This is a genomic window from Hydrogenophaga sp. (genome assembly GCF_030158645.1).
Classification (GTDB): Bacteria; Pseudomonadota; Gammaproteobacteria; order Burkholderiales; family Burkholderiaceae_C; genus Hydrogenophaga.
The window spans coordinates 19,706-42,995 of the sequence record NZ_JAOASO010000045.1 but is presented as its reverse complement, the minus strand read 5'-3'; the positions used below and the strand labels follow the sequence as shown (position 1 = coordinate 42,995).

Below are 23,290 nucleotides of genomic sequence, written 5' to 3'. Positions count from 1 at the left end.
GGGTGATTGTCCTTTGACCGATCTGCGGCAGATAACGAGAATCGGACAAATCGCTTCCCCAGACCGTCAACATGCCGCGCTCCCCCGCCCGCCCGCCCGCCAAACACCTGCAGACCGCGCCGTTCACCGACGCGCTGCCGGGCGACATCGTGTTCCGCGCAGCGCAGATGCCGGCCGACGCGGCCTACCCGCACCACCGCCACCACTGGGGCGAGTTCGTCTACGCCTTCAGCGGCGTGATGGAGGTGCAGCTCGCCACCGAGCACTACCTGATCCCGCCGCAGTACGGCCTGTGGCTCCCCCCCGACGTGGACCACACCGGCATGAACCGCCAGGAGGCTTCGTTCTGTTCGGTGTACGTGGTGCCCGAGCGTGCGACGCGCATGCCGCAGCAGGTGTGTGCGCTCACCGTGAGCCCCTTGCTGCACGGTCTGCTGGAGCACCTGCGCCAGACGCCGCCCGCGCAAGCACACGGCGCGCCGCACGAGCGGCTGCTGCAGGTGGTGCTGGACCAGCTGGAGACCGCGCCGGTGAGCGGCAGTTACCTGCCCACGTCCAACGACCCGCTGCTCGCGCCGGTGTTGCAGGCGCTGGAGGCGGCGCCGGGCGATGCGCGTTCGGTGGCCGATTGGGCGGCGTTGGTCCACACCACCGAGCGCACGCTCATGCGCCGCTGCCAGAGCCAGCTGGGCATGACGCTGGCCGAATGGCGCCAGCGCTTGCGCACGGTGAAAGCCATGGCCCTGCTGGAAGCCGGCGGGAAGGTGGAGCACATCGCACAAGACCTGGGCTACGCCTCCACCTCGGCCTTCATCGGCATGTTTCGCCGCCGGACCGGCACCACGCCCGACGCTTACCGCAAGGGTCGGTGATCAGGGGCGCACGCTGCGAAAGCCGGCCAGGATGTCGGTGCGCTCGGCGGGGAAGTAGTTGCGGTATTGGGGATGGCGCATGCGTGGGTGGGTGGCGCTGCTGGCGCCCTTGAGCACCGGGCGGCCATCGAACCACGGCTGCGAGTAGTCACGGTAGGGGTGGGGTGCAAAGCCGGGGAAGGGCGCGAAGGCGTTCGCGGTCCATTCCCAGACCTCGCCCCAGGCAAAGCCCGGCGCAGTGTGGGCCGCCACTTCCCATTCGGCTTCGGTGGGCAGGCGCCGCCCGGTCCAGCGGCACCAGGCTTGCGCTTCGGTGGCACTCAGGTGGCAGGCCGGGGCCTGCAGGTCCAGCGCTTGCCAGGTGCCGAAGCGCTGCGTTTCCCAGCCCCGGGGTGTGCGCCGCAGGTAACGAGGAACGCTGGCCAGACCAGCGTCCACCATCGGCAGGTAGCGCGCCCAGGTCACGGGGCCGGCGTCGATCTCGAAGGCGTTCACGTCAATGGGGTGGGCGCCGAGTTCGTTGTCGAAAGCGAAGCCGGGGCCGCTCCAGCCCAGGGTCCAGCGGTTGGCCGGCACGTGGACCGTGCGGACTTCGACAGGCTCAGCCCGAACGGGCGGCGAGGGATGGCCCACGTCGATGCCCAACGCCTGCGCCATGTAAACCGCCGCCTCCGCGTGCATGTCTTCGTGAAACAGGGCGAGGCGGAAAAAGTACAGGCCGGTGTCGTCATCGGGCGCCTCCCACAGCAACGCCAGCGTCTGGGCGAGGCTGGCCGACAGGTCGGCGCGGGTGGTCTCGGCGTCGGGGAGGTCGAGCTGCCAGCGGTGGTCGTGCGCGATCGCGCTGGAGTCGTACAGGGCCTCGGCGTCCACGCCGCGCGCCACCTGGCGGGCGGGGCTTCGGGCCACCAGCGGGTCCGCCTGCAGGCCCCGACCGAGCTGCGGGTTGCGTGCGATCCACCAGTCGGCGAACCAGCCGATGTGACCGAGCTCCCACAGCGGCAGGTTGAGCTCGGGCGCGCAGGGCACGCGCAGGCTGGGGCCGAGGGCGTGCTCGAAGGCCGCAAACTGCCGCAGCGTGCGCTCGCGTGCGTCCACCAGCGCGCTGACCAGCGTTGCCCGGTCGGCATGGCGGGCCATGTCGGCCGCGGACCACCCGCCCGAGGGCGCATCGCCCACAATCGCTGACCTGCTCAAACCCATGAAAAAACCTTCGATCTGTATCGTCACGCCGGCCCTGGCCGATGCCAACAACGGCAACTGGCAAACCGCCCGCCGCTGGACGCGAATGCTCTCGGGTCATTATCGGGTGAGGGTGGCAAAAGCATGGGCGCAGGGCGATGAGGGTGATGTGTTGCTGGCCCTGCACGCCCGCCGCTCGGCCCCTTCGGTGGCCGCCTGGGCGAAAGCGCATCCGGAGCGCCCGCTGGTGCTGGCACTCACCGGCACCGACCTTTACCGCGACATCGGAACCGATGCCGATGCCCAACGCTCGCTGGCGCTCGCGCACCGCCTCGTCGCGTTGCAGGCGCAAGGCCCGCTGGCGTTGCCCGAGGCGCTGCGCGGCAAATGCCGCGTGGTGTTCCAGTCGGGCACGCGGCGCCAGACGCTGGCCAAGACCACCACCCACCTGCGCGCGGTGATGGTGGGCCACCTGCGCGACGAAAAATGGCCGCAGACCCTGTTTGAAGCAGCCCGCCTGCTGAGCCCCGACGAGGGCATCCACATCGACCACATCGGCGCCGCGCTCGACCCCACGCTGGGCGAGGCTGCGCAGGCCACCGCGCGGGACTGCCCGCACTACCGCTGGCTCGGTGGGTTGCCACACGCTGCGACACGCGCGCGCATCCAGCGAGCGCATGTGCTGGTGCACACCAGCCGCATGGAAGGCGGTGCCCATGTGCTGCTGGAGGCGGTGCTGTGCGGCACGCCGGTGCTGGCTTCCCGCATCGACGGCAATGTGGGCATGTTGGGCACCGACTACGGCGGCTACTTTGCGCCCGGAGATGCGCCCGCGCTGGTCCAGGCCTTGCGCGACTGCCGTGCGGGCTTGGGCGAGGCCGGTGGCAGGCTGGACGCCCTGCACGCACAATGTGAGCTTCGCGTGCCGTTGTTCGATCCACGCACCGAGCAGGCCAACTTGCTGGCCGTGTTGCACGAGCTGCGCTGAACGCGCGCCACCGAATTCATTTCCCCTGGAGACACCCATGAACGCACCCACCCCCACCGCCGCCACCCAGCCCCGCCTCACCAGCCTCTCGCACGGCGGCGGCTGCGGCTGCAAGATCGCGCCCGGCGTGCTCAGCGAGATCCTGAAAGGCACGGCGGCCATGCCGATGCCGAAGGAGCTGCTGGTCGGCATCGAGACCGCCGACGACGCGGCCGTGTACCAGCTCAACGACGAGCAGGCGCTGATCGCCACCACCGACTTCTTCATGCCCATCGTGGACGATCCGTACGACTTCGGTCGCATCGCCGCCACCAACGCCATCAGCGACGTGTACGCCATGGGCGGCACACCCATCATGGCGCTGGCGCTGGTCGGCATGCCCATCGGTGTGTTGTCCACGGAGACCATCGGCAAGATCCTGGAAGGCGGACAGGACGTTTGCCGCGCGGCCGGCATCCCCATCGCGGGTGGCCACACCATCGACTCGGTCGAGCCCATCTACGGTCTGGTGGCCCTGGGCCTGGTGCACCCCCAGCGTGTGAAGCGCAATGCCGATGCGAAGGTGGGCGACCGCCTGATCCTGGGCAAGCCGATCGGCGTGGGTGTGCTCTCGGCCGCGCTGAAGAAAGACGCGCTGAGCACCGAGGGTTACGCGCAGATGATCGAGAACACCACCAAGCTCAACACGCCCGGCCCCGATCTCGCGGCGCTGGACGGCGTGCACGCGCTCACCGACATCACCGGCTTTGGTCTCGCCGGCCACGTGATGGAAATGGCGCGCGGCGCCAACACCACGGTGCGCATCGACATGGCGCGCGTGCCGCTCATCGGCGGCGTGCGCGAACTGGCCGCAGCCGGCATGGTCACTGGTGCTTCGGGCCGCAACTGGGCGGCCTACGGTCATGAAGTCCGTCTGGCCAGCAACCTGCAGCCGGTGGACCAGGCCTTGCTGTCCGACCCGCAAACCAGCGGCGGCCTGCTGGTGGCCTGCGCGCCTGAGGCGGTGGACGCGGTGCTGGCGATCTTCCAACAGCACGGCTTTGCCGGCGCCGCCGACATTGGCGAGATCGTGGCACCCGCCGCCGACGGCGTGCGCCTGGAAGTGCGCTGAACCATGGACCGCAGGCACATCAGCTCGGGTTCGCCGTTCGAAGCGCAGATCGGCTATTCGCGCGGCGTGGTGGCGGGCGACTGGGTGTTCGTCTCGGGCACCACCGGCTTTGACTACACCACCATGACCATCTCCGAGAGCGTGGTGGAGCAGGCCGAGCAGTGCCTGCAGAACATCGCCGCCGCACTCCAGCAGGCGGGTGCGAGCCTGGACGACGTGGTGCGTGTGAACTACGTGCTGCCCGATGGCGCCAACTTCGAAGCCTGCTGGCCGGTGCTGCGCAAACACCTGGGTGTGGCGCGCCCCGCCGCCATGATGATCACCGCCGGCCTGCTCGATCCGCGCATGAAGATCGAGATCGAGGTCACGGCACTCAAACGGTCCAACCCATGACCCACCCACCCATCCTCGCCTTCGACATCTTCGGCACCGTGGTCGACTGGCACGGCAGCATCCAGCGCGAAGTCGCTTCGCTTTACCCGCAGGTGGACGCCGATGCGTTTGCGCTGGCCTGGCGCGCGGGCTACCAGCCGGCCATGCAGCGCGTGCGCTCGGGCGAACTGGGCTGGACGCTGATCGACGATCTTCACCGGCTGATCCTCAATGACCTGCTGCCGCAGTTCGGACTGACGGACCTCACCGAGGCGCAGAAGCAGCACCTCAACAAGGTCTGGCACCGGCTCGATCCGTGGCCCGACACGGTGGCCGGGCTCACCAGGCTGAAGAGTCGCCACACCATCTGCAGCCTGTCCAACGGCAACATCGGTCTCCTCACGAACATGGCCAAACGCGCGGGATTGCCCTGGGACTGCGTGCTCTCGGCCGAGGTGTTCCGCGCCTACAAACCCGACCCGGCCACCTACCTGGGCGTGGCCCGGGTGTTTGACGTGGCACCCGGCGACGTGATGCTGGTGGCCGCCCACCAGGACGACCTGGCCGCGGCGCGGGCCTGCGGATTGCGCACCGCCTACATCGAGCGCCCGCTGGAGTTCGGTGCCCAGCACCCCAAGGACGTGTCACCCGATGCGGCCAACACCTTTCACGCGCGCAGCCTGGTGCACCTGGCCGAGCAGCTCGGCTGTTGACGGCCCGGCTGGCTGACTGTGTGGCCCTGCGCGTAGCATGGGTCCAGCACGGTTTTCAGGAGAACGCGCATGGCCAGCCGAATCGGATACTCAAAGTTTGCCAACCAGATCGCGCGCCTGAGCGGACGGCCCAAAACCTTCGCGCTGGCCGCCGCGGTGATCGCGGTGTGGCTCATCACCGGACCTCTCTTTGATTTCAGCGACACCTGGCAGCTGGTGATCAACACCGGCACCACCATCGTCACCTTCCTCATGGTGTTCCTGATCCAGAACACGCAGAACCGCGATTCCGAGGCGCTGCAGATCAAGATCGACGAACTGATCCGCGCCACCAAAGGCGCCCACAACGCCTTGCTCGACCTCGAAGAGCTGGAGCAGGACAGCCTCGACGAATTCCGGCGGCGTTACCAGTCGCTGGCCAGCGCGGCGCGCGCCGAACTGGAGAGCGGCCGTCAGGACACCGATTCGCCCGAGGCCTGAGCAGCGGGGCGGGGACCGACCCGGTAACGCTCGATGAAGCCGCGGTCGATGCGGTCCTTCCAGCGCCAGGCCCAGGCGCCTTCCAGGCTCAGCGGCCCATAGCTCGCAATGGCGTGGCCGGTGCCGCACGAGAGCAGGTTCAGCGTGTTGGTCGGCGGCTGGTGGGGCTTGAGGGGTTGGCGCTGGTGAAACGCCAGCAGGTTGTGCGCCAGCGGCGGGCCTGCGCGCACGGCGTACACGCCGCTGCGCGCGTGCGGCACATCGGCGCGCGTGGCCACGTCGCCCGCGGCAAACACCTGCGGGTGGCTGGTGCTCTGCTGAAACGCGTTGACCAGCACGTGCCCCGAATCCGACAAGGCCAGGCCACTGCCCTGCAGCCAGGGCGGCGCGTGGGTGCCGATGGCCAGCAGCGGCACGTCGCAGGCCAGGCGCGCGCCGTTGCCCAGCAGCACCTCACCCGCGCCCATGCCCACGCAGGCCTCGCGCAGCACCGTGATGCCGCGGCGCTTCAACTGGCGCAGCACCTTGCGTTGCACACCCGGGCGGTAGCTCTCCGCCACCTCGGGGCCGCCGGTGATGAGCGTGAAGCGCGCGCCCGGCATGCCGTGCTGGCGGATGGCTTGCTCTGCCGCGAAAACGAGTTCGATGCCGGCCGCGCCCGCGCCCACCACCGCGAGCGACACCGGCTTCTGCTGCGCCAGTGCCATCACCTGCGGCCAGAGCTGGGCAAAGGCCTCGATCGGGCGCACGGCCAGCGCGTGGGTGGCGGCGCCCGGCATGTCGGCCTCCAGGCGTGCGCGGTCGATCACGGCGCCGGTGTCGATGGACAGCTCGTCAAACGGCAGCGTGGCGGGCACGCCCTGGGCACCGCCGGCCACCGTGACGCTCACCGTGTTGCCCACCGGGTCGATGCCGTTGCAGCGGCCCTGCACCCAGCGCGCGCCGGCGGCGCGCACCAGCGGCTCCAGCGCGATGCGGCAGTCGGCCTCGGTGTAGTGGCCGGCCACGAAACCGGGTGTCATGCCGCTGTAGGTCTGGTATCCGAAGGGGGTGAGCACCGTCACGTCCAGGTCGGCGGGCCGGTGCTGCGCCAGGCTGGCCAGCACATGCACATGGGCATGTCCGGCGCCGAGGAAGAGGAGTTTTTTGATGCCGTGGTGCATGGGCTCCGATGGTACGTGGCGCGTTAAGGCGCCCGGTCGGACCACCGGAGGTCGGCCACCCAGCCGCTGCTGGTGCTGGCGGTGTTGTCGCTGTCGGCGCCCAGCAGCACGCGGGTGATGGGCGGTGCGGGGGTGCCTGCGGGCAACTCGTCGGCAAAGAGCGTGGCGAAGTCCTGTGCCACGTCCCGCGACTCGTTGATCCAGCGTGCCAGCGGCGCACCTCGCCCCTGCAGGCTGATGAAGCGCACGCGTTTGGTGTACGGGTTGGGGCCCTGCGTGAGAGCGGTGTGGGTGCTGTCCCACACGTAGCACACGGTGGCGGCCGGCAGGGCTTCGCCGCTCACGCTGCGCGCAATGCGCAGCACGGTGCGCTCCACAAAGGGCACACGGTCCAGCGCGTGGTCGAACATCACACAGACCTTGAGAGCTGCGTCGTCGCCGGCTTTGGTGAGGATGTCGGGCGCGCTCTGGCCGCCCGAGAGCGGTGTGTCCAGCCGCCAGCGCCACTGCAACCGGGCGGGTGCGGTGCCTGCCCAGTCGTGCACCAGCGTGCCGTAGCTGGACGCGGTGGCCACCTGCACGGCGGCCACACTGTCCACGCGCCCGGCTTCAAAACGGGTGGGCGGCAGGTCGGCCTTGGCCTTGGGGAATCCGACGAAGCGCCACGCGGGGTTGAGCGTGCCATCGGTCTGCACGAAGGCGGGCAAGGGCGTCTGCGCCCATGCGTTGAGACCGGTGGCGAGCAGTGCCGCAAGGAGCGCGCGGGCTGGCGCCATCACCCGCGCCGCCAGTCGTGGAACCGGCCCACCCAGGCCAGCAACTGCTGCGGCGCGTGCGCGCGTTTCCACTCGCCTGCCGCGTACTTGTTGGCCTCGGCCAGCGTGGGGTAGGTGTGGATGGTGCCCAGGATCTTGTTCAAGCCCAGGCCGTGTTTCATGGCCAGCACGTACTCGGCCAGCAGATCACCCGCGTGCGTGCCCACGATGGTCACGCCCAGGATGGTGTCCTTGCCCGGCACGGTGAGCACCTTCACGAAGCCGTGTGCCTCGCTGTCGGCGATGGCGCGGTCGAGGTCGTCGATGCCGTACTTCGTCACCTCCACCGCGATGCCTTGTTCTTTCGCCTCCTGCTCGTTCAGTCCCACGCGCGCCACCTCGGGGTCGATGAAGGTGGCCCAGGGGATCACGCGGTAGTCGGCCTTGAACTTCTTGAAGTCGCCGAAGAGCGCGTTGACCGCCGCGTACCAGGCCTGGTGCGCCGCCACGTGGGTGAACTGGTAGGGCCCGGCCACGTCGCCCGCCGCGTAGATGTTGGGGTAGAGCGTCTGCAGGTACTCGTTGGTCTCCACCGTCTTGTTCGTCGGAATGCCCAGTTCTTCCAGGCCGTAGCCGGTGAGGCGCGCGCTGCGGCCCACGGCGCACAGCAGCTCGTCGAATTCGATGCGTTGTTCGGCGCCGGCGTGTTCCACCACCAGCACGCCCCCCGTTCGGCCTGAGCCTGTCGAAGGCCCCTCAGGATGTTTTTCAACCCGCAGTGCCTTGTGCCCGGTGCGCACATCCACACCGTCTTTCAGGAGCGCCTGGCGCGCCAGCTCGCTCACTTCTTCGTCTTCGCGCGCCATCACGCGCGGCCCCATCTCCACCTGCGTGACCTGCGAGCCCAGGCGCGCAAAGCTCTGCGCGAGTTCGCAGCCGATCGGCCCACCGCCCAGCACCACCAGGCGTTGGGGCACCTCGTCGAGTTCACCGAACTTCTCCCACATCGTGTCGCTGGTCACGTAGCCGCTGTCTTCCAGACCGGGCAGGGGTGGAACAAACGGCCGGGCACCGGCCGCGATCACGATGCTGCGGGTGGTGAGCGTCTGCTTGCTGCCGTCGTTCAGCGCAATCTCCACCGTCCAGGGGTTCACCAGCTTCGCGTAACCCTGCAGCACCTCCACACCGAGCCCGGTGTAGCGCTCCACGCTGTCGTGCGGTTCGATGGCGCGCACGATGGCCTGGATGCGCTGCATCACCGCCTTGAAGCTGAAGGTGGGCGGCGTGCTGTGCAAGCCGTAGGTGTCGCCGTGGCGCATCTGGTGCGCCAGCTTCGCGCTCTTGATGAGCGCCTTGCTCGGCACGCAGCCGTAGTTCAGGCAGTCGCCGCCCATCTTGTGTGCCTCCACCAGCGTGACCTTGGCTTTCACCACCGCCGCAATGTAGGCCGAGACCAGGCCACCCGCGCCCGCACCGATCACGATGAGGTTGCGGTCAAAGCGCTTGGGCTTCACGCTGGCCCAGCGCGCGTACACCTTGCGTTTCTGCAGCAGGCCCACGATGCCTTTCGCGATCAACGGAAACACGCCCAGCAACACAAAGGAACCCAGCAGCGCCGGGCTCAGGATGCCCTTGAGCGAGTCGATCTGCGCCAGCTGCGTGCCCGCGTTCACATACACCAGCGTGCCGGCCAGCATGCCGATCTGGCTCACCAGATAGAAGGTCAGCGCCTTCATCTTCGTGAGGCCCATCACCAGGTTGATCACGAAGAACGGCACCACCGGGATCAGCCGCAGCGTGAAGAGGTAGAACGCGCCGTCCTTCTCGATGCCGCGGTTGATCTCGGCCAGGCGGTTGCCGAACTTGGCCTCGATGCTGTCGCGCAGCACGAAACGCGAGACCAGAAACGCCAGCGTGGCGCCCAGGCTGGAGGCGAACGACACCAGCAGGGTGCCCCACCACAGGCCGAAGATGGCACCACCGGCCAGCGTGATGATGGCCGCGCCCGGGAACGAAAGCGCGGTGGCCACCACGTAGAGTGCAAAGTACGCCAGCGACACCTTCAGCGGCTCGGCCGCGTAAAGTGCCTCGAAGCGGTCCTGGCTCTGTTTGAGGTACTCCAGGCTCAGAAAGCGCCCCAGATCGAGCCAGAAAAAGGCCGCGATGCCCAGAGCGACCACGGCCAGCAGAAAGATTTTTCGAAAGCTCACGACAATTCCAGTGTGGGTTTGCAACCTGTCGGTCGCCAGGGCCGGTGCATTCTTACACCTTCGCCCCTTCAACGCCGCCTTCATCCCGTCTTCCCCGAGGTATCCCGGCTTGCCGATTTCCAACGACGTCATTCAGCGCTTGCGTTCGGCCTTGCAGGCGGCGGGTCACCCCGCCGCCGACCAGCCCCTGGTGCCGCTGCCCGACAAAGGCCTGGCGCACGACCACGTGCGCCTGCAAGGCACCGGCTGGCTCGCGCGCATCCCGAAGCAGAGCCAGCTGGGCCTGGCCGCGCTGGACAACCTGCACTACCAGCGCGCCTGCTTCGAGCGCGCGGCGGCCAGTGGCCACACGCCGGTGTTGCACGGCGTGTTGCCGCCCTCCGAGCACTTGCCACGCGGCGCGCTGCTGGTGCAGGCCATCGAGGGCCGTCCGGCCCGCCTGCCGCACGACCTGCCCGCGCTGGCCGCGGCGCTCGCGGCCCTGCACGCGCTGCCGCTGCCCGAGGCGGCGGCGCGCGCACCCCTGTTGAACGCCGCCGACCCGCTGCGGTCGCTGGCCCACGAGATCGACGCGCAGGCCGCTCACCTCGGCGCGGCCGGTTTGCCCGCGCCGGTGATGGCGGCCATCGAGGGCGAGCGCCGTCGACTGCAGGCTCTTTTGGAACGATCCGATCGGCCCGCGCGCTGCCTCGTCGCCTTCGACGCCCACCCGGGCAACTTCATCGTGCAGCCCGACGGTCGTGCCGTGCTGGTCGATCTGGAGAAGTGCCGCTACGCCCACCCCGGCCTGGACCTGGCCCACGCCACGCTCTACACCTCCACCACCTGGGATGTGGACACGCAGGCCGTGCTCACCGCGTATGAGGTGCTGGATTTTTATGCGGCCTGGGCCGAGGCGGTGGGGTCCACCGCATCGGGTGCGCAGGCCTGGCACGGGCCGCTGCGCCGCGCCATGTGGCTGTGGTCCATCACCTGGTGCGCCAAGTGGCGCGCGCTGTCGTCAGCGTCGGCGCGTGCGGGTGGCGACGGCGAAGACTGGTCCAGCGAGCGCAGCGAAGCTGCGTTGGTGGCCCATGTGCGCAACCGGGTGGACCATTACCTCGGCCCCGCCGTGATGGCCGAGGTGCTCGACGGCTTCGACCGGTTTGAACGCGGGATGCGCGCATGAAGCTGGCCCTGGTTGTGCCGGTGCTCAACGAAGCCAGCACGCTGGCTTCGAAGCTGCAGGCGCTGGCGCCGCTGCGCGCGCGCGGTGCTGAACTCATCGTGGTGGACGGTGGCAGCACCGACGGCACCCCGGCCATCGCCCAAGCGCTGGCCGACCAGGCGCTGCAGGCCCCGCGCGGCCGCGCTTCGCAACTCAACGCGGGCGCTGCCGCCACCCGCGCCGATGTGCTGCTGTTCCTGCACGCCGACACCCACCTGCCCGCCAACGCCGACCGGCTGATCGAGCAGGTGCTGCAACGCGGCCACCGCTGGGGTCGCTTCGACGTTCGCATCGACGGACAGCACCCGCTGCTGCCCATGGTGGCCTGGTTCATGAACCGGCGCTCGCGCCTCACCGGCATCGCCACCGGCGACCAGGCCGTGTTCGTTCAGCGGCGGCTGTTCGAATCGCTGGGTGGTTTCGCGGCGATGCCCCTGATGGAAGACATCGATCTGAGCCAGCGCCTGAAGGCCATCGAAGCGCCGGCCTGCCTGCGTGATCGCGTGACCACCTCGGGCCGCCGCTGGGACCAGCACGGTTTCTGGCGCACCGTGCTGCTGATGTGGCGGCTGCGCGCTGCGCATGCGCTGGGAATGGATGCCCACACGCTCGCCTTGCGTTACGGCTACCGGCCCCGCGCGCCGGCGGCCGTGGCCGTGATGGCCAAGGCCCCGGTGGCCGGGCTGGCCAAGACGCGGTTGATCCCGCTGCTCGGCGCGGCCGGTGCCGCCCGTGCGCAGCGGGGCTTTGCCCTGAGAACCCTGGCCACCGTGCGCTCCGCCAGCACGGGCGAACTGACGCTGTGGTGTGCGCCCGATGCGGCGCACCGCTTCTTTCGCGCGCTCGCACGCCACCGGGGTGTGAACGCCCTCACACAGCCCGACGGTGACCTGGGCATCCGCATGGCGACGGCCATGGCCCACCACTTTGCGAAGCCGTCCCGGATGCCCCTGCTCATCGTTGGCACCGACTGCCCTGCGCTCACGCCTGTGCACCTGCAGCAAGCCGCCGACGCGCTGCAGACGGTTGATGTGGTGCTGATCCCGGCCGAGGACGGCGGCTATGTGCTGGTGGGCCTGCGCAAGCCCGTGCCCGAGGTGTTCACCGACGTTGCATGGAGCACGCCACAGGTGCTGACGCAGACCCGCGAGCGCGTGCGTGTGGCGGGTGCGAGCTGGCGCGAACTGGCGACGCTGTGGGATGTGGACGAACCCGCCGACTGGCTGAAATGGCGCTCGACGCCGTTGACCGACGCGCGCGCTGTCCGATAAACCCGACGCGGGCCGGGGCCGCGCGATCTGATCGAAAATCTCTGCGTGCGCCGCAAGGCCCACGCTCCTTCCCATCGACAGGACCCCTCCCTTGAATCAACTGATCCGGCTCGTGTACGCCAGCCGCTCTGTGACAACCCCCAGCGCGACGCACCAGGGCTTGGATCCCGGCATCGCCCGCATTCTGGCCAAGTCCCGCAAGAACAACGCCCGGCTCGACGTGGTGGGCGGTCTTCTGTTTGGGGATGGCTACTTTCTGCAGTGCCTCGAAGGCGATGCGCGGATCGTGCAGAACCTCTACAGCAAGATCGAAAACGACCCCCGTCACCGCGACGTGACGGTGTTGTTGCAGTCGTCGATCAACACGCGCACGTTCGGCGCCTGGTCGATGAAGTACGTTCCGGGCGAACAACGCCTGCAGGCGCTTTTGCGGCAATGGGGCGGGTCGGAGTTCGACCCCTATCAGCTGACAAAAGACCAGATCGACGCGGCGGTTCGCTTCATGCGCAATGAGGACGACGCGGTGGACACCGTGCCCAGCGAGCTGCAGGCGCTCGCCGCAGGGACCGATCCGGTCGTGCAGCCCGCGCGGCGCGCTTCGCCGCGCGCAGCCACACCGGGCCAGCCTTCCAAGATCCCACCCGCTGCAGCACCTGGCAGCACAAGCTTCGTGAAGGTGGTGGTGGGTGTTGCGCTGGCCTGTCTGGCGGCTCTCGTGATCGCGCTGCTCAGGTAGATCCGAGGCAGGTCTCCAGCGGCACCCGACCCATGCCGATCCCATGGGGCCGTGGGCAAACGTCTGAATGCCCTTTTTGATGATGGTCATGGTGGTTCCTGTGCCGAAGGCGTATGTTGTGCCATGCCCCTTCAACATCGGACGTCTGAAACGCTTCCCCTGGCTGTACCGTGCCCGCACAGCCAGCCAGGTCAACAGGTTCTGGACGGCCTGAAATCCACCGATACCGGCCTCACCCCTGCCCAGGCCACCGAGCGCCTGGCCCACCACGGCCCCAACCGCATCGGGCAGGTGGCGCCCGCCAGCGTGGGGATGCGGGTGCTGCGCCAGTTCAACAACTTGCTGATCTACGTGCTGATCGCGGCCGCACTCGTCACGCTCTGGTTGCGCGACTACCTGGACGCGGCGGTGATCCTGGGTGTGGTGGTGATCAACGCGGTCATTGGTTTCGTGCAGGAGGGCAAGGCCGAACGTGCGCTGGAAGCCGTGCGCGCCATGCTGGCCAGCCGGGCCACCGTGCTGCGCGGTGGGGACCGCCACGAGATCGACGCCGCTGACTTGGTGCCGGGCGACGTGGTGCTGCTGGAGTCGGGCGCGCGCGTGCCGGCCGACCTGCGGCTGCTGCGCACCAAGAACCTGCGGATCGACGAGTCCGCGCTGACCGGTGAGTCGGTGCCGGCCGAGAAGGACGCTGCACCCGTGGCGCTGGATGCGTCGCTGGGCGACCGGCTGTGCATGGCGTTTGCCGGCACCACCGTGGCGGTGGGGCAGGCCAGCGGCGTGGTGGTGGCCACGGCCAGCCAGACCGAAATCGGCAAGATCGGCGCACTGGTGTCCGACCTTGGCAGCCTGGCCACACCGCTCACGCGCCGCCTGGACCAGTTCGCGCGCCGGATCACGCTGGTGATCGGCGTGGTGAGCGTGATCACATTTCTCTACGGTTTTTTCATCGGTGGCCTGCCGCCGCTGGCGTTGTTCCTCGCGGTGGTGGGTTTGGCTGTGGCGGCCATTCCCGAGGGCCTGCCGGCCATCGTCACCATCACGCTGGCCATCGGCACCGCCGCCATGGCGCGCCAGCGCGCGGTGGTGCGGCGTTTGCCCGCGGTGGAAACGCTGGGCTCGGTCAGCGTGATCTGCACCGACAAGACCGGCACCCTGACCCGCAATGAAATGACCGCCGTGTGCGTGATGCTGTCGGGCCGCACGCTGGACGTGACAGGTGCCGGATACGCACCCGAGGGCGGGTTCCACCGCAGTGGCGCGGCGCTGGACGCGCTGCAGGACGCCGACCTGCAGCGCCTCGCGCGTTGCGCGTTGCTGTGCAACGACGCCCAGCTGCACCACACGTCCACGGCGGGCTGGGTGCTGGCCGGTGACCCCACCGAAGGCGCGCTGCTGTCGATGGCGCGCAAGGCCGGGCTGGACCCAGCGGAAGAGGCGGCGCTCACGCCGCGGCGGGACGACATCCCGTTCGAGTCCGAACACCGTTTCATGGCCACGCTGCACCACGACCACGCCGGGCGCGTGTTCGTGTTGCTCAAGGGCGCACCCGAGCGCGTGCTCTCGCTGTGCGTGAGCGACTCCGCAGGCGGTCCGCTGGACAGGGCCGCCTGGCAGGCGCGCATGGACGAGACCGCCTCCCAGGGCCAACGGGTGCTGGCGCTGGCCGAGTGCGACCTGCCGGCGGGCACGGTGGGATTGAACATGGGCGACATCACCCCGCGCTTTACCCTGCTCGGGTTGGTGGGTTTGATGGACCCCCCGCGTGCCGAGGCTGTGGCGGCAGTGGCCGAGTGCCGGCGCGCCGGCATCCGCGTGGTGATGATCACCGGCGACCACGCGGTGACGGCCGCTGCCATCGGCCGCGCGATCGGCCTGCGCGATGGCCCACCGCTGACCGGTGCAGAGATCGACCAGCTCGACGACACCGCGTTGAAGGAACGGCTCGCACAGACCGATGTGATCGCCCGCGCCAGCCCCGAACACAAGCTGCGCCTCGTGGCCACGCTGCAGTCCGGGGGGCAGTTGGTGGCCATGACGGGGGATGGCGTGAACGACGCGCCGGCACTCAAGGCCGCCGACATCGGCGTGGCCATGGGCCAGCGCGGCACCGACGCGGCGCGCGAAGCGGCCGACCTGGTGCTCACCGACGACAACTTCGCCACCATCGCGGCGGCGGTGCGCGAGGGGCGCACCGTGTTCGACAACATCAAGAAGTCGCTGCTGTTTGTGCTGCCCACCAACGGTGGTGAGGCCGGCCTGATCCTGGCGGCGGTGTTTGCCGGCCTGGCGATGCCGGTCACCGCTGCGCAGATCCTGTGGATCAACATGGTCACCAGCATCACGCTGGACATCTCGCTGGCCTTCGAGCCGGCCGAGCGCGGCGTGATGCAGCGCCCACCCCGACCGGCGAACGAACCCCTCATCACGCGCTGGATGCTGATGCGCGTGGTGTTCGTGAGCCTGCTGCTCATGGGGGCCTCGTTTCTTGTCTTCAACTGGCAGCTGGCGCGCGGGGCAGGCCTGGAGATGGCGCGCACCACCGTCATCAACATGATGGTGATGGGCGAAATCGTTTACCTTTTCAACGTGCGGCACTTCACCGCCAGCGCCTTCACGCGCGCCACCTGGAGGGGCAACCCGGTCGCGCTGGGCACGGTGGTGGTCACGCTGGTGCTGCAGATGCTGCTGACCTACGCGCCGCCGATGCAGCGGCTGTTCGGCACGTCCGCGCTGGACGCGTCAAGTTGGGGCGTCATCGCCGCTTTGGCGGGCGGCATGTTCCTGGCGGTGGAGGCGGAGAAGTGGGTGCTGCGCCGCCGCGGTGTTCACCGCATGTGAAGGCCGGGGCGGTCAGCGAAAGCGCTGCCAGCCCCAACCGATGCGCAGCGCGGTGGTGATCGCGCACAGGGCGGCAAAGCCATAGGCGATGGGCGCGAACCACTGCGGCCACAGGCACATGGCCACAAACGCCGCGATGGTCTCGGTGGCCTCGGTCAAGCCACCCAGAAAGTAGAAGCTCTTGTCGGGCAACTCGGTGGAGGCCAGCCCGCGTTGGGCCGCCACGATGGCAAACGCCAGGAAGCTGCTGGCCGTGCCCATGAAGCTGGCCAGCAACACGGCAGCCGGCAGCGCGTTCTGCGCCGGGTTGGTCAGGGCGAACGCCAGCGGCATCGACGCGTAGAACAGAAAGTCCAGCGTGATGTCGAGGAAGCCGCCCCGATCGGTGGGGTGGGTGAGCCGTGCCACGGCACCGTCGAGCCCGTCCATGAGCCGCGAGAGCAGCAACAACACCAGACCGGCCATGAAATGCTGGAACACGATGGCCACGGCGGCGGCCATGCCGATCGCGAAGCCGATGAACGTGAGCGCGTTGGCACCGATGCCAGCGCGCACCAGCCCGCGGGCGATGCGGTTGAGCACCGGCTTCAAGATCTGTTGAATGGCGCTATCCAGCACGGCCGAGCTCCACCACCAGCGAAGGGTCGGCCACGTCCGCTGCGTCGTGCGTCACCAGCACGGCGGGCACGCCGCTGTCGCGCAGGTGGTCGAACACGAAGGCGCGGAACTGGTCTCGCAGCGCGGCGTCGAGTTTGGAAAACGGCTCGTCGAGCAGCAGGGCCCGGGGACGCGCCAGCAGGGCGCGCATGAGCGCGACGCGGGCGCGTTGGCCGCCCGACAGCGTGGCCGGGTCGCGCGCGCCGAAGCCGGCCAGGCCCGCTTCGTCCAGCGCTTGCGCCACCGCGGCCAGCCGCTCGCGCTTCGGCCCGGCGGGCACGGCGAACAGCAGGTTCTCGGCCACCGTCATGTGGGCGAACAGCAGGTCGTCCTGGAACAGCAGGCCGATGCCGCGCTGCGCGGTGGGCAGGGGGGTGAGGTCACGCCCGTCCAGCGTCACCGTGCCCTCGAAGCGCAAGGCCTCGCTGCCTTCGGTCACGCCGTGCAGCGTGCCGGCGATGGCCGCGAGCACCGAGCTTTTGCCGCTGCCGCTGGCGCCCATGAGCGTGAGGATGTGGCCGGGCGGCACGTCGAAGCGCAGGTCTTGCACCAGCGTGTGGTCGCGGGTGGCGAGGTGGCGGATGTGAACGGAGAGCGTCATGCGGTGGTGGATCGGAATCGTCGGGGTCGGCCCAGCCAGGCCGCCAGCGCAAAGGCCAGCACGGGCAGCGCGAGCTGCAGGCCGGCGTAGGCGCTGGTGAGCGAGCGTTGCCCGCCCGAGGCGAGTGTGACGGCTTCGGTGGTCACGCTGGCGAAACGGCCGGCGCCCACGTAGAGCGTGGGGAGGTACTGCGCCACGCTGACCGCGAAGCCCACCGCCGCAGCGGAGGCGATCGAGCGTTTGAGCAGCGGCCACTTCACGCGCAGCAAAAACGCCGCGCTCGATCGACCCAGGCTCGCATTGAGCTGGGCGTAGCGGGGGTCGAATCCCAGGTAGGCGGGGCTGAGCGAGAGCAGCACGTAGGGCAGCACCATGAGCGTGTGAGCGATCAGCAGGCCGCTGGCCTGGCCTTCCAGCCGCAGTTGCAGGCCCACGCCGTACAGCCCCACCACCCACAGCACGGCGGGTAGCACCAGCGGCAGGTACAGCAGCGGGCGCAGGGCATCGTCCCAGCGGCGGGGTGCGAGCTCGAGCCAGGCCACGCTCCACAGCAACGCCATGGCACTGCTGCCCACCGCCATCCACAGCGTGGTGACTACCGTGTCGCTGCTCTGCGCCACCTGTTGCCAGGCCGTGGTGGTGAAGCTCTGCGGCCACACCGCTGGAAAGGCCCAGACGCCGCTGACGCTGCCCACGGCGAGGGCCAGCAGCACGGCGGCGTACACGCCCACCAGCAACCACAGGCCGATGTCGCTGCCCGGTGTTCGCGCTACCGAGCCGCGTACGCCGTGCCCATGCGCCAAGGCCTTGCGCCGCAGGTGCTGCAAGCCCAGCCACAGTGCGCTGCACGCCAGCACCATGAGCGCGAGCAACACGCCGGCCGCGGCGCCTTGCGCGTAGGTGGCCGGGTCGGCGTCCTGCAGCCACTGCCAGGCCAGCACGGCCAGCGTGGGCGGGCTGGCCGGGCCGATGACGAGCGCCATGTCCACCACCGTGAGCCCATAGGCCAGCACCGCCAGCAGCGGCCAGCGCAGGCGGGTGGCCAGCTGGGGCCACAGCACCAGCCAGAAGGCGCGTCGCGGCGCGTAGCCCAGCGTTTGCGCCAGGGCGTGCTCGGCGCGCCAGCGCTGGCGCACGTCGTCGCGCTGCAGTTGGGTGGCGGCGGTCCAGAGCAGGAACGGAATCTCTTTGGCCACCAGCGCGGCGATGAGGCCCAGGCCCCAGGGATCTTGTGTGGTGGGCCAGGGCGGGGGGCTGTCGAATCCGGTGAGCCAGGGCGAGAGCGCGCGCAGCAGCCAGCCGCTGGGCGCGAGCAGAAACAGAAAACCGATGGCCAGCGCCGCGTGGGGCGTGGCCAGCATCACCGGCAGGCCGCGCAGCAGGCGCGCGAGGCGCTGGCGCACGAAGCCGCGTGCGAGCAGCGCGGCCGCGCCCCACCAGGCCAGCAGCGTGGAGGCCAAGCCGGTCCACAGGGTCAGCAGCGCGGCGTGGGTGAGCGCGGGGTCTTGCGCGAGTGCACGCCAGGCCGCAGGGTGGCTGCCGGTCTTGAGCGCTTCGAGCGCGGTCCACAGCACCGGCACGGCCGCCAGCGCCAGCAGGGCGCCTGCACCCAGGTGCCGACGTGAAACGTTCGACGACAAACGCATCACACGCCGTAGCGGCGCGCCCACTCCTTCTCCAGCGGATCGACCCACGAGGCGTGGGGTTCGGGCAGCGTGGGGGCGCCTTGGGTCACCAGGCCGGGCAGGTTGCCGGTCTGGAACAGCGCCCGCTCGGCGGCGGGCAGGCGGGGCACGTCGAGCACCGTCGGGTCGCCCCAGTGCGCGATGTCGGCCTTGCGCGCCTGCGCGGCGGGCGAGAGCAGGAAGTTGGCCACCACCTGCGCGCCGGGCTTGCTGCGTGCGTTGTACGGAATGGCGACGAAGTGCGTGTTGCCGATCGTGCCTTTTTCAAACTGCCAGCTCACCACCGAGGTGGGCAGGCGCTTGGCCGCGATCTCGTTGGCGGCTTCGTTCGGGTTGAAGGTGATGGCCATCAGCAGCTCACCGTCGGCCATCATCTGGCGCACGGCGGCGGCGTTCTGCGGGAACTGTTTGCCCGCGCGCCACAGGTGCGGGCGCAGCGCGTCCAGGAACGGCCAGAGCGCGGTGGTCTGCGCGGCGAAGGCAGCGTCGGTCACTGGCTGTGCCAGGGCTTTGGCGTCGGGTGCGAATTCAACGAGCGCCTGTTTGATGAAGGTGGTGCCGTGAAAGTCCGGCAGGCGCGGGTGGGTGATGCGCCCGGGCTGGGCCCGCGCCAGCGCCAGCAGCGCCTGCATGCTCTGAGGCAGCTGCGGCAGGCGTTTGCTGTCGGCAAACAGGGTGAACTGCGCCATGCCCCAGGGCGATTCCATGCCGTCGGTGGGCACGGAAAAATCGTTGAGCGTGGTGGGCTTGCCGGCCACGTCGACCCGCTTGAAGTTGGGCAGCGATTCGGCGTACGGGCCGAACAGCAGGCCTTCGCGTTTCATGGCCGCGAAGTTCTCGCCGTTGATCCACACCAGGTCCACCGTGCCCTCGGCGGCCGTGCGGCCCGCGGCCTTTTCCGCGCGCACGCGTTTGACCACGTCGGCGGTGTCGGTGATCTTCACGTGCTGCAGCTTGATGCCGTGCGAAGCCTGCACCTGTTGCGCCACCCACTGCAGGTAGGCGTTGGTCTGCTCGCTGCCGGCCCAGGCGTTCCAGAACACGGTCTGGCCGCGCGCGGCCTGTTCGATGGCGGGCCAGCCGGACTGGGCCCAGGCCGGCGTCAGGGTGGCGGCGCCGGCGGCGAGCAGGAGCTGGCGGCGGGAGAGGTGGGCGGTGGAATGGGGCAAGGCGTTGTCTCCGTGGAAATTCGATGGGTTTCGATGGACCTGCGGAAGCTTAGTTCAAGGCCATGCCCGTTGCCGCTGTCCGGTTGAGGCGGGGCTGGATCCACAGGCAGTCCACCGACCACCTGCCGACACCGTGGATGGCCAGCGCGGCCAGCAGCACGCCCCAGGTGATGTGCTGCTGCAGCGCGGCGGGTGCGATCTCGGCCAGGCTGACCACCGCCACCGCATTCACGACCGACAGCCCCAGCGCCGAAAAGCGCCCCGCCAGACCGAGCACCAAGAGCACCGGCAACACCAGCTCACCCGCCGTCCCCGACAGGGCGGCCAGCTGGGGTGAGAGCAGGGGCACTTTGTATTCCTCGGTGAACAGCAGGACCGTGGTTTCCCAGTCGCGGACCTTGGTCAGGCCCGAGAGAAAAAACACCTGGGCCAGGTAGATGCGTGCGGCGAGCGCGGCCAGCGGTTGCGCCGCGTTGAGCGCTTGTGTGACGACAGACCAGAGCGCATGGCCGCGCTGCAGGAGGGTGGGTGTGTTCATGGGGTTTCCTCGGTGTGTGGGGTGTTTGGGGGTGGGGGTGTGGCGTCGGCCACGCCGAGCACCAGACCGCTGTGCACGGCCTGCGTGAGCCAGTCGGAGAAATCGAAATCCGCCGGGGCCTCGCCCAGGGCCTCGGTCAGCGCCGCGCCGCGCTGCAGCGCCCGCAGCAGGCCAAGCGCGTTGGCGGGACACGCCGCCACGCAGGGCTGCCAGCCCTGTCGCCAGACCAGGGCGGTCTCACCCACGCGGTCACGCACGCGCTGACCGGCCTCGGCCAGGGTGGGTTCACCGCTGGTGTGCGCGGTGACCAGGCTGACCACCGGCCAGTCGCTGGGGATGAGGGCCGTGCCGGGTGCGAGCCACAGCGTGAGCGATTCGGGGTCTTCGGTGGACAGGCGGCCGAAGCTGGGCAGGTCGGGGTCGGCATCCGGGGCGCTGGCCGCGCGGTGCAGCGCCCACTCGACGCGCGCCACGTCGGCCAGGTAGGGCACGTCGGCAAGTTGGTCGCTGTCGCTCAGAAAGGCGGGCAGGGCATCGCCCCATTGGGCGAGATCGCCACCCACCGGCGGATGGCGGTGCCACAGGTCGCGGGCCAGCGCGTGGACGCTGTCCTGGCCGATGAGCTGCGCCACCACCGGGTAGGCGGCGGGCAGACAGCGCTCGGCGAGCGCATGGCCGTTGGCCTGGTAGGCCATGAGGCCGCGGGACGCACGCGGCTCGATCCACGTGTTCAGGTGATGCACGGCCCCGGCAGCCTGTGGGCTGCCGGGGCGGGCGAACAGCGCGTCGAGCAGGCTTTGCTGCTGCAGCATCAGGGTGTTCATGCGACCGCCGGGTCCAGGGTCTGGCCCGCGTGGGCGCGTGCTGTCGCCGCTTCGTCGAGCAGCACCTGCAGGTCGGGCACGTCGGTGTCCCATTCGATCAGGGTGGGCACGGCGCCGAACCGCGACAGGGCGTGGCGGTACAGCGACCACACCGCGGGCACGACGCGGCTGCCGTGGTCGTCGATCACGATGTCGCCGCAGTCGACATGGCCGGCCAGGTGCAGCTCGACCACGGCGCCCGGTTCGATGGCGTCGAGCCAGCCGAGGCACGCGTCCAGCGGGTCTTGCAACGAGCCCAGCAGCCGGTCGTTGAGGGCGTTGACGAAGATGTTGTTCAGATCCACCAGCAGGTGGCAGCCGGTGCGCCGGACCAAATGATTGAGGAACTCGGGCTCGCCCAGTTCGTTGACCTGCCAGCGCACATAGGCGGACAGGTTTTCCACCGCGATCGGACGGCGCAGGCGGTCCTGCACCCGTTGCACGTTGGCGCACATCGCATCCAGCGCTTCGCGGGTGAAGGGGGTGGGCAGCAGGTCGGCGGCGTGCACCGCGTGCTCGGGTTGAGACGACAGGCTGCCGCGTGCAAAACAGGCGTGGTCACTCACGCGCACCGGCTCGATCTCGGCCACCAGCGCCGCGAGCTGGTCGAGGTGCGCTGCGTCGATGCCGGCGGCCGAGCCCAGCGACAGGCCCACGCCGTGGAGGCTGACGGCATAGTGTTCACGCCCCTGGCGCAGCACGGCGCGCGCAGCGCCACCGGGCGCAAAGAAGTTTTCGGAATGGACCTCGATGAAGTCCAGGGCCGGCTGCCGCTGCAGCAGCTCGGCGTGATGGGGGTGCCGCCAGCCGATGCCCACGCGTGCGACCTCGTGGGTCTGCGGGCGGGGTTCGGTGGCGATCATGGCGTTGGCCTTGAAAGGGTGCGGCGATCAGGACTTCTTCATGTCCATCTTGGCCTGCTCCAGGCCCATGCCACCCATCTGTTTGCAGGTGCCGGCGGGCACGTATTTCCACTCGCCCTTGTCGTTGTCCACCTTGGACTGGCCCGCGCACGAATGGGTGCCGGCGATGTTGGCGCAATCGTTCTGGCCGGCCTTGGCGATGCCGAAGCATTTCTCCTTGGCGGCGGTCTGTGCAAAGGCGGGTGAGGAGAGCAGGGCCAGCGACATCAGCGAAGTGGCGGCGGCGGCGATCATGGTGCGTTGGTTCATGGGAAGCTCCTGAAGGAAAGGACAGGTTGAAGAACAACCCACCGCGAAGAACCGGTTTTCGGTCACATCACAAGCGGGTTGGGGGTTGGTCTGGCGTCGGGCGGCTTTCTTACGTCGCCTGGAACAAATTGTTCAGAGCAGGTCGGCGATGCGGTCCCACGCCTCGGGTGGAATGCGGCCGTGGTACTGCTCCACGAGCTGTCCGGCCTTGTCGAGCAGGAAGGCCGCGGGCAACTGACCTGGCGAGCCGAAGCTGTCGCGGTACTGCGGCTCGCCGGTCCACAGCGTGGTGAAGCGCTGGCCCGTGGGCACCGTGGCATTGACCAATCGCTGGTAGTTCACGGCGTTGCTGCGCAGGCGGTCGGTGCTCACACCGACCAGCTCGAAGGGTTGACCGGCCCAGCCTTTCACGTTGGCGCGCAGCTCGGGCATCTTGTCGCGGCAGACCGCGCAATCGGTGGACCAGAAGACCACCATCACCACCTTGCCGCGCAGGGCTTGCAGGTCAAAAGCCTGGCCGTCCAGCGTCTTGCCGAGCAACTGCTGCGGCACGCCGGGCGTGGTTTGTGCCGCCGCCGCGGGCGCAAAGAGGACCGTTGTGAGGGTCAGCGCAACGAGTCGCGCTTTGAAATGGGCGGGTGACAGTGACATGGGAGCCTCCAGAGTGCCCGTCAGTCGTTGTGCCCGACGTTTCATTACACTCA

General features: G+C 69.2%; 23 protein-coding genes. 10 read left to right on the top strand and 13 right to left on the bottom strand.

The features are described 5' to 3' along the window. Positions 1 to 71 precede the first annotated feature (71 nt). A complete protein-coding gene (locus tag Q1W68_RS05240) occupies positions 72 to 872 on the top strand; it encodes a helix-turn-helix transcriptional regulator (RefSeq protein WP_300652673.1) in 801 nt (266 codons plus the stop codon). Here the strand turns inward: Q1W68_RS05240 and senA are convergent, their stop codons facing one another. Continuing rightward, positions 873 to 2,012 (bottom strand): selenoneine synthase SenA, encoded by a 1,140-nt coding sequence (gene senA / locus Q1W68_RS05235; protein WP_300652676.1) that lies wholly within the window; start codon positions 2,010 to 2,012, stop codon positions 873 to 875. It abuts the gene before it with no gap. A 61-nt stretch (positions 2,013 to 2,073) separates the two neighbouring features. Between senA and senB the strand changes: the two genes are divergently transcribed. From senB to Q1W68_RS05210, 5 genes are all read left to right on the top strand, one after another. After that, positions 2,074 to 3,042 (top strand): selenoneine biosynthesis selenosugar synthase SenB, encoded by a 969-nt coding sequence (gene senB, locus Q1W68_RS05230; RefSeq protein WP_300659270.1) that lies wholly within the window; start codon positions 2,074 to 2,076, stop codon positions 3,040 to 3,042. A 37-nt stretch (positions 3,043 to 3,079) separates the two neighbouring features. Then, the gene (gene selD / locus Q1W68_RS05225) at positions 3,080 to 4,153 is read left to right on the top strand and encodes a selenide, water dikinase SelD (protein WP_300715774.1); all 1,074 of its coding nucleotides are present in this window, start codon (positions 3,080 to 3,082) and stop codon (positions 4,151 to 4,153) included. A 3-nt stretch (positions 4,154 to 4,156) separates the two neighbouring features. After that, on the top strand, positions 4,157 to 4,546 hold the full coding sequence (locus Q1W68_RS05220; protein ID WP_300715772.1) for a RidA family protein: 390 nt from the start codon (positions 4,157 to 4,159) through the stop codon (positions 4,544 to 4,546). Further along, positions 4,543 to 5,238 (top strand): haloacid dehalogenase type II, encoded by a 696-nt coding sequence (locus Q1W68_RS05215; protein WP_300715771.1) that lies wholly within the window; start codon positions 4,543 to 4,545, stop codon positions 5,236 to 5,238. Before Q1W68_RS05220 ends, Q1W68_RS05215 begins: the two co-directional genes overlap by 4 nt. A 69-nt stretch (positions 5,239 to 5,307) precedes the next feature. After that, the gene (locus Q1W68_RS05210; RefSeq protein WP_300652688.1) at positions 5,308 to 5,718 is read left to right on the top strand and encodes a low affinity iron permease family protein; all 411 of its coding nucleotides are present in this window, start codon (positions 5,308 to 5,310) and stop codon (positions 5,716 to 5,718) included. On the opposite strand, the gene Q1W68_RS05205 is transcribed toward Q1W68_RS05210, so the two are convergent. The 3 genes from Q1W68_RS05205 to Q1W68_RS05195 are packed head-to-tail and all read right to left on the bottom strand — an operon-like array spanning position 5,691 to position 9,846. Beyond that, positions 5,691 to 6,881, bottom strand: coding sequence for an FAD-dependent oxidoreductase (locus Q1W68_RS05205; protein WP_300715769.1), 1,191 nt, complete (start codon positions 6,879 to 6,881; stop codon positions 5,691 to 5,693). The two genes, Q1W68_RS05210 and Q1W68_RS05205, sit on opposite strands and share 28 nt — an antisense overlap. A 23-nt stretch (positions 6,882 to 6,904) precedes the next feature. Then, a complete protein-coding gene (locus Q1W68_RS05200; RefSeq protein ID WP_300715768.1) occupies positions 6,905 to 7,657 on the bottom strand; it encodes a DUF3047 domain-containing protein in 753 nt (250 codons plus the stop codon). Then, positions 7,657 to 9,846 (bottom strand): FAD-dependent oxidoreductase, encoded by a 2,190-nt coding sequence (locus tag Q1W68_RS05195; RefSeq protein WP_300715767.1) that lies wholly within the window; start codon positions 9,844 to 9,846, stop codon positions 7,657 to 7,659. The genes Q1W68_RS05200 and Q1W68_RS05195 overlap by 1 nt, the downstream gene beginning before the upstream one ends. A gap of 109 nt (positions 9,847 to 9,955) precedes the next feature. Here Q1W68_RS05195 and Q1W68_RS05190 point away from each other — a divergent pair, with 109 nt between their 5' ends. The 4 genes from Q1W68_RS05190 (at position 9,956) to Q1W68_RS05175 (ending at position 15,901) form a co-directional block, all read left to right on the top strand. Then, the gene (locus Q1W68_RS05190) at positions 9,956 to 11,014 is read left to right on the top strand and encodes a hypothetical protein (RefSeq protein WP_300653347.1); all 1,059 of its coding nucleotides are present in this window, start codon (positions 9,956 to 9,958) and stop codon (positions 11,012 to 11,014) included. Continuing rightward, a complete protein-coding gene (locus Q1W68_RS05185; protein WP_300659279.1) occupies positions 11,011 to 12,324 on the top strand; it encodes a TIGR04283 family arsenosugar biosynthesis glycosyltransferase in 1,314 nt (437 codons plus the stop codon). Before Q1W68_RS05190 ends, Q1W68_RS05185 begins: the two co-directional genes overlap by 4 nt. Positions 12,325 to 12,415: 91 nt before the next feature. After that, a complete protein-coding gene (locus Q1W68_RS05180) occupies positions 12,416 to 13,060 on the top strand; it encodes a BLUF domain-containing protein (protein WP_300651844.1) in 645 nt (214 codons plus the stop codon). Between the two features lie 123 nt (positions 13,061 to 13,183). Next, on the top strand, positions 13,184 to 15,901 hold the full coding sequence (locus Q1W68_RS05175; protein WP_300659282.1) for an HAD-IC family P-type ATPase: 2,718 nt from the start codon (positions 13,184 to 13,186) through the stop codon (positions 15,899 to 15,901). A 12-nt stretch (positions 15,902 to 15,913) separates the two neighbouring features. Here Q1W68_RS05175 and Q1W68_RS05170 read toward each other — a convergent pair whose 3' ends face one another. The 9 genes from Q1W68_RS05170 to Q1W68_RS05130 form a co-directional block, all read right to left on the bottom strand. Then, on the bottom strand, positions 15,914 to 16,519 hold the full coding sequence (locus tag Q1W68_RS05170; RefSeq protein ID WP_300654861.1) for a CDP-alcohol phosphatidyltransferase family protein: 606 nt from the start codon (positions 16,517 to 16,519) through the stop codon (positions 15,914 to 15,916). Then, on the bottom strand, positions 16,509 to 17,159 hold the full coding sequence (locus tag Q1W68_RS05165) for an ATP-binding cassette domain-containing protein (RefSeq protein ID WP_300715764.1): 651 nt from the start codon (positions 17,157 to 17,159) through the stop codon (positions 16,509 to 16,511). Before Q1W68_RS05165 ends, Q1W68_RS05170 begins: the two co-directional genes overlap by 11 nt. Continuing rightward, positions 17,156 to 18,829 (bottom strand): ABC transporter permease, encoded by a 1,674-nt coding sequence (locus Q1W68_RS05160; RefSeq protein ID WP_300715763.1) that lies wholly within the window; start codon positions 18,827 to 18,829, stop codon positions 17,156 to 17,158. The genes Q1W68_RS05165 and Q1W68_RS05160 overlap by 4 nt, the downstream gene beginning before the upstream one ends. Next, the gene (locus Q1W68_RS05155; protein ID WP_300715762.1) at positions 18,805 to 20,013 is read right to left on the bottom strand and encodes an ABC transporter substrate-binding protein; all 1,209 of its coding nucleotides are present in this window, start codon (positions 20,011 to 20,013) and stop codon (positions 18,805 to 18,807) included. The genes Q1W68_RS05160 and Q1W68_RS05155 overlap by 25 nt, the downstream gene beginning before the upstream one ends. A 49-nt stretch (positions 20,014 to 20,062) precedes the next feature. Continuing rightward, on the bottom strand, positions 20,063 to 20,551 hold the full coding sequence (locus tag Q1W68_RS05150) for a DoxX family membrane protein (RefSeq protein WP_300654872.1): 489 nt from the start codon (positions 20,549 to 20,551) through the stop codon (positions 20,063 to 20,065). After that, the gene (locus Q1W68_RS05145; protein WP_300654875.1) at positions 20,548 to 21,375 is read right to left on the bottom strand and encodes a DNA-binding domain-containing protein; all 828 of its coding nucleotides are present in this window, start codon (positions 21,373 to 21,375) and stop codon (positions 20,548 to 20,550) included. The genes Q1W68_RS05150 and Q1W68_RS05145 overlap by 4 nt, the downstream gene beginning before the upstream one ends. Then, the gene (locus Q1W68_RS05140; protein ID WP_300715760.1) at positions 21,372 to 22,277 is read right to left on the bottom strand and encodes a DUF692 domain-containing protein; all 906 of its coding nucleotides are present in this window, start codon (positions 22,275 to 22,277) and stop codon (positions 21,372 to 21,374) included. The genes Q1W68_RS05145 and Q1W68_RS05140 overlap by 4 nt, the downstream gene beginning before the upstream one ends. Before the next feature lie 27 nt (positions 22,278 to 22,304). Then, positions 22,305 to 22,586 carry a DUF2282 domain-containing protein gene (locus Q1W68_RS05135; RefSeq protein ID WP_300654880.1) on the bottom strand — a complete coding sequence of 94 codons (282 nt, stop codon included), beginning with the start codon at positions 22,584 to 22,586 and terminating at the stop codon, positions 22,305 to 22,307. 132 nt (positions 22,587 to 22,718) lie between these two features. Next, a complete protein-coding gene (locus Q1W68_RS05130) occupies positions 22,719 to 23,237 on the bottom strand; it encodes a TlpA disulfide reductase family protein (protein WP_300654883.1) in 519 nt (172 codons plus the stop codon). Positions 23,238 to 23,290 lie beyond the last annotated feature (53 nt).

What these genes read in the sequence shown, in the direction of transcription:
- senB (WP_300659270.1), top strand. Translation starts at nt 2,074, where the DNA reads ATGAAAAAACCTTCGATCTGTATCGTCACGCCGGCCCTGGCCGATGCC.
- Q1W68_RS05165 (WP_300715764.1), bottom strand. Translation starts at nt 17,159, where the DNA reads ATGACGCTCTCCGTTCACATCCGCCACCTCGCCACCCGCGACCACACG.
- Q1W68_RS05220 (WP_300715772.1), top strand. Translation starts at nt 4,157, where the DNA reads ATGGACCGCAGGCACATCAGCTCGGGTTCGCCGTTCGAAGCGCAGATC.
- Q1W68_RS05210 (WP_300652688.1), top strand. Translation starts at nt 5,308, where the DNA reads ATGGCCAGCCGAATCGGATACTCAAAGTTTGCCAACCAGATCGCGCGC.
- selD (WP_300715774.1), top strand. Translation starts at nt 3,080, where the DNA reads ATGAACGCACCCACCCCCACCGCCGCCACCCAGCCCCGCCTCACCAGC.
- Q1W68_RS05215 (WP_300715771.1), top strand. Translation starts at nt 4,543, where the DNA reads ATGACCCACCCACCCATCCTCGCCTTCGACATCTTCGGCACCGTGGTC.
- Q1W68_RS05145 (WP_300654875.1), bottom strand. Translation starts at nt 21,375, where the DNA reads ATGAACACCCTGATGCTGCAGCAGCAAAGCCTGCTCGACGCGCTGTTC.
- Q1W68_RS05130 (WP_300654883.1), bottom strand. Translation starts at nt 23,237, where the DNA reads ATGTCACTGTCACCCGCCCATTTCAAAGCGCGACTCGTTGCGCTGACC.
- Q1W68_RS05205 (WP_300715769.1), bottom strand. Translation starts at nt 6,881, where the DNA reads ATGCACCACGGCATCAAAAAACTCCTCTTCCTCGGCGCCGGACATGCC.
- Q1W68_RS05135 (WP_300654880.1), bottom strand. Translation starts at nt 22,586, where the DNA reads ATGAACCAACGCACCATGATCGCCGCCGCCGCCACTTCGCTGATGTCG.
- Q1W68_RS05200 (WP_300715768.1), bottom strand. Translation starts at nt 7,657, where the DNA reads ATGGCGCCAGCCCGCGCGCTCCTTGCGGCACTGCTCGCCACCGGTCTC.
- Q1W68_RS05140 (WP_300715760.1), bottom strand. Translation starts at nt 22,277, where the DNA reads ATGATCGCCACCGAACCCCGCCCGCAGACCCACGAGGTCGCACGCGTG.
- Q1W68_RS05185 (WP_300659279.1), top strand. Translation starts at nt 11,011, where the DNA reads ATGAAGCTGGCCCTGGTTGTGCCGGTGCTCAACGAAGCCAGCACGCTG.
- Q1W68_RS05150 (WP_300654872.1), bottom strand. Translation starts at nt 20,551, where the DNA reads ATGAACACACCCACCCTCCTGCAGCGCGGCCATGCGCTCTGGTCTGTC.
- Q1W68_RS05175 (WP_300659282.1), top strand. Translation starts at nt 13,184, where the DNA reads ATGCCCCTTCAACATCGGACGTCTGAAACGCTTCCCCTGGCTGTACCG.
- Q1W68_RS05240 (WP_300652673.1), top strand. Translation starts at nt 72, where the DNA reads ATGCCGCGCTCCCCCGCCCGCCCGCCCGCCAAACACCTGCAGACCGCG.
- senA (WP_300652676.1), bottom strand. Translation starts at nt 2,012, where the DNA reads ATGGCCCGCCATGCCGACCGGGCAACGCTGGTCAGCGCGCTGGTGGAC.